We start from the raw sequence: 9,569 nt of genomic DNA, 5'->3' as shown, positions 1-9,569 counted from the left end.
CGGCGGAGATCAGCGGGATGCGGCAGGCGGCGGCGGCGCGCACCACGGCCTCGTCGTTGAAGGCCATCAGGTCCTCGAGACTGCCGCCGCCGCGCGCGACGATCAGCACGTCCGGCCGCGGCAGCGGGCCGCCCGGCGCGATGGCGTCGAAGCCGCGTATGGCGGCGGCGATCCGCTCCGCGGCCCCCTCGCCCTGCACCGGCACCGGCCAGAGCAGGATAGTGCGGGGAAAGCGGCGCAGGATGGTGGTGCGTATGTCCTGGATCACCGCGCCCTGCGGCGAACTGACGACGCCGATGACCTGCGGCAGGCGCGGGATCGCCCGCTTGCGGGCGGCGTCGAATACGCCCTGGGCCGCAAGCCGCAGGCGCAGCGCCTCGATCCGCGCCAGCAGCGCGCCCGCCCCGGCATAGTCCAGCCGGTCGATCATCAGCTGATAGGTCGAGCGGTCGCCATAGGCGGTGAGCTTGCCGGTCGCGATCACCTCGACCCCGTTCTCCGGATCGAGCCCGAGGCCGCGCGCGACCACGCTCTTCCAGATGACGGCGGCGAGCTTGCCGCCCTCGTCCTTCAGCGACAGGTAGATATGCCCGGACGGATAGCGCTTCAGCTCGGTGATCTCGCCGCGCACCCGCACGCGGCCGAACGCGCCCTCCAGCGTGCGCTTCACCGCCGCCGATATGTCGGCGACGCTGTATTCCGGTATGTTGCTCTGTGCCGTGGCGTCCATCGGCCTGTTATAGGACGCCCGCCCGCGTCAGGAGAGGGGTGATGCCCGACGATCTCTACACCGCCGACATCCTGCTGTGGTCGGACCGGCAGGCCGACCTGCTGCGCCGCCTCGCGCGCGGGGAGCGGGTGAACGACGCGATCGACTGGGCGAACGTGATCGAAGAGGTCGAGAGCGTGGGGCGGTCGGAACTGCGGACGGTGGAAAGCCTGCTGACGCGCGCGATGGAGCATCTGCTGAAGCTACATGGCTGGCCGGACGGCCCGGCGGCCAAATGGCGGCAGGAGGCGTTTGTGTTCCTCATCGACGCCAGGAAGGCTTTCGCCCCTTCCATGCGTCAGGCGATCGACCTGCACTTCCTCTACCAGGACGCCCGCGCCGTCGTCACGCGCATGACCTATCGCCGCCTGCCGCCGCGCCCGGCGCCCGAACGATGCCCCTACACGCTCGACGATCTGATCGTGCCGCGCCCGGGCGTGGCCGACATCGACGCCCTTCTCGCCCACCTCGCGCCAGGAGCCTGAGCCCGTATGCGTGTCCTCGTCATCGGCGCCGGCGGGCGTGAACATGCGCTGTGCGCGGCGATCGCGCGCAGCCCGCTGCTCACCCGGCTGTGGTGCGCCCCCGGCAATCCCGGCACGGCGTCCGTCGCCGAGAACGTCGCCATCGCCGCCGACGACGTGGCGAGCCTGGTCGGCTTCGCACAGCGCGAGGCGGTCGACCTCGTCGTGCCGGGGCCGGAGGCATCGCTGGTCGCCGGCATCGCCGATGCCCTGGCCGAGGCCGGCATCGCCTGCTGCGGCCCGACCCGCGCCGCCGCCCGGCTGGAGGCGAGCAAGAGCTTCACCAAGACGCTGTGCGACGAGGCCGGCATCCCCACCGCGCTGTGGGAACGCTTCGACGAAGCCGCCCCCGCGCACGACTTCATCAGCCGGCGCGGCGCGCCGATCGTGGTCAAGGCCGACGGGCTCGCCGCCGGCAAGGGCGTGGTCGTCGCCGCGACCGAGGCGGAGGCGCATGCCGCGATCGACCGGCTGATCGGCCAGGGACCGGTGGTGATCGAGGAATGCCTGCACGGCGAGGAAGCCTCGGTCTTCGTGCTGTGCGACGGCGGCAACGCCGTGCTGCTGGGCGCGGCGCAGGACCACAAGCGTGCCTTCGACGGCGACCGCGGACCGAACACCGGCGGCATGGGCGCCTATACGCCCGCGCCCGCGCTCACCTCGCCGCTGCTGGAAGAGACGATGGACCGCATCGTGCGTCCGACGCTCGCGGCGATGGCGGCGCGGGGCACGCCGTTCCGCGGCATCCTGTTCGCGGGCCTGATGCTGACCGACGCCGGCCCGCACCTGATCGAATACAACGTCCGCTTCGGCGATCCGGAATGCCAGGCGATCCTGCTGCGCCTGCGCTCCGACCTGCTGCCGGCGCTGCTCGCGGTGCCGGACGGCGCGCTCGATGCCTTCGACCTGCGCTGGTCGGACGATGCCTCCATCTGCATCGTGCTGGCCGCCGACGGCTACCCGGACGCGCCGCGCACCGGCAGCGTGATCCGCGGCCTCGACCGCGCGTCGGCGATCCCGGGCGTGACGATCTATCACGCCGGCACCGTCCACGGCGCCGACGGCGACCTGCATGCGGCGGGCGGGCGGGTGCTGAATGTCTGCGCGACCGGCGCCACGCTGCGCGCCGCCCGCGATGCCGCCTATGCGGCGGTGGACGCGATCGACTGGCCGGGCGGCTTCTGCCGGCGCGATATCGGGTGGCGGGCGCTGGGATGATCCCGACCGCGGTCGCGGACCTGCGCGCCTGCGCCGACCGCGCCGACGACACGATCCTGTATCTGCCCCGCAGCCCGGAGCGCCGGTCGCTTCCCGCCCCGCCGCGCTTCGTCTTCGGCGACTGCCCCGCCGCAACCGCCGCCCGCTTCTACGACGAGACCTGGGAGTGGGAGAGCGGGCTCTATGTCGCGCGCGACGTCGACGTGTTCGGCGACTACCTGCTCGCCCGCGGCGACACGCTCTTTCGATGCCGGGAACTCTATCTGAACGACGACATTCTAGCAGCCCATCTGCGCGTGCATGCCGCGATCGCAACACCCCCGCGCCTGCACGCCGTGCCCGGCGCCTGCATCGCGCTCGCGGTGCCGGGGCACGTGATCTGGGGCCACTGGCTGGTGGATTTGCTGCCCCGCCTCGCGGCGCTGCATGCCAGCGGGTTCGACCCTGGCCGCGTGACCTATCTGCTGCCGTCCAACACGCCGGCCTGGGGCGACGCGTGGCTCGGTCTGCTCGGCATCCCGGCGGAGCGCATCCTGCGCTACGACCCGCTTTACGACCGCATACGCGCCGAGCAGCTGCTGATCCCGACGCTGCTCCGCTGCAACAGCCGCACCACCGCGCCGTTCGCGGCGGCGGTCCGCTGGCTTGCCGCGACCATCGCCGCGCGCCACGGCGACGCGCCGCACGGACCCGCGCGCCTGTTCGTCTCGCGCGCGCAGTCGGGCCGGGAGCATCGCCGCCTGACCAACCGCGCGCGCATCGAGACGCTGGCAGCGGAGGCGGGGTTCGCGATTGTCCACCCGGACCGTCTGCCGCTGATCGATCAGGTGCGGCTGTTCGCCGGCGCGCGACAGATCATCGGCGAATACGGCTCCGCCCTGCACGGCACGATCTTCGCCCCGCCCGGCACCGTCGTCGCGGCGCTGCGCGGCGACGGCTCGCCGGTCGCGGGATTCCTGCAATCGGCGATCGGCCACGCGCTCGGCCAGCCGACGGGCTACGTGTTCGGTCGCACCGGCGACGATCCGCTGGAAAGCTTCACCGTCGAGGAGGACGCGATGCGCCGCTGTCTCGACCACGTCTTCGGGGCGATGCCGCTCGACGCGTGAGCGTCGCCGCTTATGCCACCCGACCCGCCACCCCCTCGCGCCGCACCTCCACATCGAGGACGGACGCCTGTCCGCCCGGCACCACCCGCACGGGGACGGATTTGTACGACGGCGTCTTGCTCGGCCCGTCGATGTGCTCGAGCGCGACCAGCGGCTGCGCCTCCGGGTAGTACGCGCCGCAGCAGCCGCGCGGGATCGCATAGGCGACGAGGGTCAGACCGCACAGCCGGCGCGGCGTGCCGTCGTCGCGCAGCGCGTGCGCCCCCGCCGCCAGGAGGTCCACCACCGCGCCCTCGGCCAGCCCGTGCGCGGCGATGTCGGCGGGGTTCATCAGCAGCACGTCACGCCGTCCGAACACGCCGCGATAGCGGTCGTCGAGGTTATAGATCGTCGTGTTGTACTGATCGTGCGCGCGCAGCGTGGACAGGCGCAGGATGGACGGGTCGTCCAGCATCTCGTCCTCCTCGATGCCGGGGAAGACGTGGAACTCGGCGCGGCCGCTCGGCGTCTTCCACACCCGCTCGCCCGCCGGGATCGGCAGGCGGAACCCGCCCGGCTGGCGCAGCCGGGCGTTGAAGTCGCGGAACTGATCAGGCAGCACCGCCTCGATCTTGTCGCGTATGCGGCTGTAGTCGGCCACGTACCAGTCCCAGTCCACGACCGACGCGCCGACGGTCGCCTTCGCGATGCCGGCGATGATCGCCGTCTCCGACCGCAGCTCCGGCGAGGCGGGGGTGAGGAACCCGCGCGAGGCATGCACCATCGACATGCTGTCCTCGACCGTCACCGATTGCGGCCCGCCCGCCTGCATGTCCTGCTCGGTGCGACCGAGGCACGGCAGGATCAGCGTCTCGCGCGCCGTCAGCAACTGCGTACGGTTGAGCTTGGTCGCGATCGTCACGTTGAGATCGAGGCCGCGTATGGCGCGGAAACACGTCTCCGGGTCGGGTGCGGCCATGGCGAGATTGCCGCCGAGCGAGATCAGCGCCCGCGCCCGCCCGTCGCGCATCGCGGCGATCGCCTCCACCACCGAATGCCCGTGCGCGCGCGGCGGCGTGAAGCCGAACACCTCAGCGAGCTTGTCGAGGAAGGCGGCGGGCGGCATCTCCGAAATGCCGACCGTGCGGTCGCCCTGCACGTTGGAATGGCCGCGCAGCGGCGCGATGCCGGCACCGGGACGGCCGATATTGCCACGCAGCAGCAGCAGGTTGGCCATCTGCTGCACGTTGGCGGTGCCGGTGCTGTGCTGGGTGATGCCCATGCCGTAGCAGATGATGACGGCGCGGCCCTTGGCGTACAGCTCCGCCACGTATTCCATCGCCGCGCGCGGCAGGCCGCTCGCCCGCTCCAGCGCCTCCCACGCGACGGCGCGCGCATCGGCGGCGAGCGCCTCATACCCATTCGTATGCGCGGCGATGAAATCGACGTCGAGCACGCGCGCCCGCCCCGCCGCCACCGCCGCGTCGTCGAGCGCGATCAGCGCCTTGATCACGCCCTTCAGCACCGCCGCGTCGCCGCCCACGCGCACCTGGAAATACGTGCTGGCGATGCGCGTGGCGCTGAAGGTCGCCATCTCCACCGGATTCTGCGGCGCCTCGAAACGTTCGAGCGCGCGTTCACGGAGAGGATTTATCACCACGATCGGCACGCCCCGCCGCGCGGCGGCGCGCAGGGTGGACATCATGCGCGGATGGTTGGTGCCGGGATTATGACCGATCGAAATGATCACGTCGCAGTGGTCGAAATCCTCCAGTGTCACCGTGCCCTTGCCGACACCGATCGCGTGCGGCAGCCCGACGGATGTCGGCTCGTGGCACATGTTCGAGCAGTCGGGGAAGTTGTTCGTGCCGTACAGCCGCACGAACAGCTGATACATGAACGCCGCCTCGTTCGACGCCCGGCCCGAGGTGTAGAACTCCGCCATGTTCGGGTCGGGCAGCGCCTTCAGCGTCCGCGCGATGATCGCGAACGCCTCGTCCCACGCGACCGGGCGAAACCGGTCGGTCGCCGCGTCATACCGGAGCGGATGCGTCAGCCGCCCCTGATCCTCCAGCCAGTGATCGTCGCGCGTCCACAGCTCGGCCACCGGATGCGCGTCGAAGAAGTCCGGCGCGACGCGCTTGGCGGTCGACTCCCACGTCACCGCCTTCGCCCCGTTCTCGCAGAACTCGAACGACGAGGTATGCGCCGGATCGGGCCACGCACAGCCGGGACAGTCGAAACCGTCGGGCTGGTTGGTCTTGAGCAGCGTGCGCGCGCCCTGCATCACGATCTGCTGGCGCTTCAGCGCCGCCGCGACCGCCCGCAGCGCGCCCCAGCCGCCCGCCGGCTCGTCATACGGCTCGATCCCCTCGGGCCGCTCGCCATTCGCCTGCTGTTCGCTCATCGGGCTGCTCCGTCCACGGATCGCGTGGATACACCACACCAACGCCGCCCGCCGCTACGGGATGCCGCGCGCCCGACCGGGCGACACGCGCCGTGCTTTGCCGATACCCTCATCGGCCGCCTGCGCTATATCCGACTGCAATCGACGCCGCGCACCGAACCGGGAGAGACGCATGCTGACGATCACCGCCACGCTCCGCTGCCAGGGCGGCCACGAGGACGTGCTGCGCGACGCGCTGCTCGATGTCGCGCGGCATGTCGCGGCGCACGAGCCCGACACGATCGGCTTCTTCGTGTCGCAGGACCTCGCCGATCCCTGCATCTTCACGACCTATGAGCGCTTCGCGGATCAGGCGGCGATGGACCGGCACAACACCTCCGCCGCCTTGGCGCGCTGCTTCGCGACGATCTCGCCGATCCTCGACGGCGACGTGGTGCTGCTGACCGGCACCGAACTATCCGCGAAGACCTAACGCCTCAGACGCCGCGCAGCCCCGCGAAGAAGTCACGCAGCAGGGCCGCCGCCTCGCGCTCGCGCACGCCGCCCACCACCTCCGGCCGGTGATGACAGGACGCGGCGTCGAAGATGCGCGGCCCGTGCTCCACGCCGCCGCCTTTCGGGTCATAGGCGCCGAACACGACGCGGCGGATGCGGAACAGCGATGCCGCCTGCGCGCACATCGGACAGGGCTCCAGCGTCACATACAGCGTGCAGTCGTCGAGGTAGCGGCTGCCGCGCCCGGCCGCGGCGGCGCGCATCGCCAGCAGCTCGGCATGGGCCGACGCGTCCGCCCCCGCCTCCACCGCGTTGCCGCAGGCCGCCAGCACGGCGCCGTCCGGCCCGGTGACCACCGCCCCCACCGGCACCTCGCCCCGCGCCCCCGCGGCCCGCGCCTCGGCGAGCGCCCGGGCCATCGGGCCGCTTTCCGCCGTTCCCGTCTCCGTCGATCCCATGCCGCCGTCTTGCCCCCGCCCACGGCCGGGGTCTAGCAACACGGCATGGCACGCTCCCCCCTGATCGGCGTCACCCTGGATGCGGAGCCGCCGGGCGGCTACTCCGCCTATCCCTGGTACGCCCTGCGCGCGAACTATGCCGAGGCCATCACCCGGGCCGGCGGCCTGCCGGTGGCGCTGCCGCACGATGCCGCCCTGGCCGAGGCCTGGCTCGACCGGCTCGATGCCCTCGTGGTCACGGGCGGCGCCTTCGACGTCGATCCGGCGCTGTACGGCGCCGCCCACCGGCACGCCACCGTCACGCTGAAGGAAGGCCGCACGGCCGCCGAGCTGGCGCTGACGAACGGGGCGCTGGCGCGCGGGCTGCCGATCCTCGGCATCTGCGGCGGCGAGCAGCTGCTGGCCGTGGCCCTGGGCGGCACCCTGATCCAGCACATCCCCGACACCATCGCGGGCGCGCTGGAACACGAGCAGCCCAATCCGCGCCACCAGCCCGGCCATCCGATCGCGATCGCGCCGGACACGCTGCTGCGCCGGATCACCGGGCAGGACACGATGCAGGTCAATTCGGCCCACCATCAGGCGGTGCGCGACGCCGGCCCCCGCGCGCGGGTCAACGCGACCGCCCCGGACGGCGTGATCGAGGGGATCGAGGCGGCGGACCATCCCTTCTGCCTCGGCCTGCAATGGCATCCGGAGTTCCTGATCGACCCCGGCGACGCCCGCATCTTCGCCGCCTTCATCGACGCGGCACGGCGATGAGCGACGCCGGCCTCGCCGACGGCTTCGACCTGTTCGACCTGCCGGCCGCGTTCTACGCCGACCCGTATCCGGTCTATCGCGCGCTGCGCACCCATGACCCGGTCAAGCGCCTGCGCGACGGCTCGCTGTTCCTCACCCGCTGGGCCGATCTCGACCGCGTCTACCGCGACACCGCGACCTTCAGCTCCGACAAGACCGAGGAGTTCGCGCCCAAGTTCGGGCGCGGCACGCCGCTCTATGCCCATCACACCACCAGCCTCGTGTTCAACGACCCGCCGCTGCACACCCGCGTCCGCCGGCTGATCGCCGGCGCGCTGACGCCGCGCGCGATCGCGGCGATGGAGCCGGCGCTGATCGCCCTCGTGGACCGGCTGCTCGACGCGATGGCGGCGCGCGGGACGGCCGACCTGATCGAGGATTTCGCCGCCGCCATCCCGATCGAGGTGATCGGCAACCTGCTCGGCGTGCCGGTCGAGGAACGCGGGCCGCTGCGCGACTGGTCGCTCGCCATCCTCGGCGCGCTGGAGCCGGTGCCGACCGAGGCGCAGCGGGCGCGCGGCGACGCGGCGGTGACGGATTTCCTCGCCTATCTGCGCACCCTCGTCGCCCGCCGCCGCGCCGCCCCCGGCGACCCGGCGCAGGACGTGCTGACACGGCTGATCCAGGGCGAGGCGGACGGCGAGCGGCTGTCGGAGGCGGAGCTGCTGCACAACTGCATCTTCCTGCTCAACGCCGGCCACGAGACGACCACCAACCTGATCGGCAACGGGCTGGCCGCCCTGCTGGACTGGCCGGACGAAAAACGCCGCCTCGCCGCGACGCCCGACCTCGCGCGCACGGCGGTGGAGGAGTTCCTCCGCTACGAGAGCAGCAACCAGCTCGGCAACCGGGCGGCGACGCGCGACACGGATATCGGCGGCGTCGCCGTCCCCGCCGGCACCCGCATCCATCTGTGCATCGGCGCCGCCAACCGCGACCCGGCGCAGTTCCCCGACCCGGAACGGCTGGACGTGGCGCGCACGCCGAACCGTCACCTCGCCTTCGCGACCGGCGCGCATCAATGCGCCGGCATGAGCCTCGCGCGGCTGGAGGGACGCATTGCCATCGCCCGCTTCCTCGCCCGCTTCCCCGGCTATGCCGCCGCCGGCGATCCGGTGCGCGGCGGCCGCGCGCGCTTCCGCGGCTTCCTCGCGCTGCCGGTGCGCCTCGCATGACGGACGAGACACCGGCGCGTGGCGACCGCATCGCCAAATGGCTCGCCCGCGCGGGCGTCGCCAGCCGGCGCGATGCGGAGCGCATGCTGACCGAGGGGCGGGTGCGGCTGAACAACGCCGTCGTCACCCATCCCGCGACCTTCGTGGAACCCGGCGACATCGTGCAGGTGGACGGCGCGGTGATCGGCGCGCCGGAACGCACCCGGCTGTGGCGCTACCACAAGCCCGACGGGCTGGTGACGACCCACCGCGACCCGGAAGGACGCCAGACCGTGTTCGAACGCCTGCCCCCCGGCATGCCGCGCGTAGTCAGCATCGGGCGGCTCGACCTGACCAGCGAGGGGTTGCTGCTGCTCACCAACGACGGCGCGCTGGCGCGGCGGCTGGAGCTGCCGTCCACCGGCTGGCTGCGCCGCTATCGCGCGCGGGTTAACGGCCGGCCGGACCCGGCGGCCCTGGCCGCGCTGGCCAAGGGCGTGACGGTGGACGGCGTCCGCTACGGCCCGATCGAGGCGGGGCTGGACAGCGTGCGCGGGGACAATTCGTGGCTGTCGCTGTCGCTGCGCGAGGGCAAGAACCGCGAGGTCCGCCGCGTGCTGGCGCATCTCGGCCTGCATGTCTCGCGGCTGATCCG

10 protein-coding genes are annotated in these 9,569 nt (G+C 72.2%); 7 read left to right on the top strand and 3 right to left on the bottom strand.

Annotated features, from left to right (window positions below):
* On the bottom strand, positions 1-730 hold a 730-nt coding region (gene xseA / locus B8460_RS01215), incomplete at its 3' end, for an exodeoxyribonuclease VII large subunit (RefSeq protein WP_048859746.1).
* Between the two features lie 41 nt (positions 731-771).
* On the opposite strand from xseA, the gene B8460_RS01210 reads away from it, so the two are divergent.
* The 3 genes from B8460_RS01210 to B8460_RS01200 are packed head-to-tail and all read left to right on the top strand — an operon-like array spanning position 772 to position 3,620.
* The gene (locus B8460_RS01210) at positions 772-1,254 is read left to right on the top strand and encodes a DUF29 domain-containing protein (protein WP_048859745.1); all 483 of its coding nucleotides are present in this window, start codon (positions 772-774) and stop codon (positions 1,252-1,254) included.
* A 6-nt stretch (positions 1,255-1,260) separates the two neighbouring features.
* Positions 1,261-2,511, top strand: coding sequence for a phosphoribosylamine--glycine ligase (gene purD, locus B8460_RS01205; RefSeq protein WP_048859744.1), 1,251 nt, complete (start codon positions 1,261-1,263; stop codon positions 2,509-2,511).
* A complete protein-coding gene (locus B8460_RS01200; RefSeq protein WP_048859743.1) occupies positions 2,508-3,620 on the top strand; it encodes a glycosyltransferase family 61 protein in 1,113 nt (370 codons plus the stop codon). The genes purD and B8460_RS01200 overlap by 4 nt, the downstream gene beginning before the upstream one ends.
* A gap of 10 nt (positions 3,621-3,630) precedes the next feature.
* On the opposite strand, the gene B8460_RS01195 is transcribed toward B8460_RS01200, so the two are convergent.
* The gene (locus B8460_RS01195; protein WP_048859742.1) at positions 3,631-6,006 is read right to left on the bottom strand and encodes an FdhF/YdeP family oxidoreductase; all 2,376 of its coding nucleotides are present in this window, start codon (positions 6,004-6,006) and stop codon (positions 3,631-3,633) included.
* A 172-nt stretch (positions 6,007-6,178) separates the two neighbouring features.
* Here B8460_RS01195 and B8460_RS01190 point away from each other — a divergent pair, with 172 nt between their 5' ends.
* On the top strand, positions 6,179-6,478 hold the full coding sequence (locus B8460_RS01190) for a putative quinol monooxygenase (RefSeq protein WP_048859741.1): 300 nt from the start codon (positions 6,179-6,181) through the stop codon (positions 6,476-6,478).
* Positions 6,479-6,482: 4 nt separating this feature from the next.
* Here the strand turns inward: B8460_RS01190 and B8460_RS01185 are convergent, their stop codons facing one another.
* A complete protein-coding gene (locus B8460_RS01185) occupies positions 6,483-6,959 on the bottom strand; it encodes a nucleoside deaminase (RefSeq protein WP_048859740.1) in 477 nt (158 codons plus the stop codon).
* A 45-nt stretch (positions 6,960-7,004) separates the two neighbouring features.
* Here B8460_RS01185 and B8460_RS01180 point away from each other — a divergent pair, with 45 nt between their 5' ends.
* From B8460_RS01180 to B8460_RS01170, 3 genes are all read left to right on the top strand, one after another.
* Complete coding sequence (locus B8460_RS01180) at positions 7,005-7,721, top strand: gamma-glutamyl-gamma-aminobutyrate hydrolase family protein (protein WP_048859739.1); 717 nt, start codon at positions 7,005-7,007, stop codon at positions 7,719-7,721.
* The gene (locus B8460_RS01175) at positions 7,718-8,935 is read left to right on the top strand and encodes a cytochrome P450 (protein ID WP_048859738.1); all 1,218 of its coding nucleotides are present in this window, start codon (positions 7,718-7,720) and stop codon (positions 8,933-8,935) included. Before B8460_RS01180 ends, B8460_RS01175 begins: the two co-directional genes overlap by 4 nt.
* Positions 8,932-9,569: pseudouridine synthase (locus tag B8460_RS01170; RefSeq protein ID WP_048859737.1), on the top strand; the 638-nt coding region annotated here is incomplete at its 3' end. The genes B8460_RS01175 and B8460_RS01170, both read left to right, overlap by 4 nt.

The organism is Acidisphaera rubrifaciens HS-AP3, assembly GCF_000964365.1.
GTDB classification, from domain to species: Bacteria; Pseudomonadota; Alphaproteobacteria; order Acetobacterales; family Acetobacteraceae; genus Acidisphaera; species Acidisphaera rubrifaciens.
Note: the sequence above shows the minus strand (reverse complement) of the source record. Positions and strands in the feature narration are given on the sequence as shown.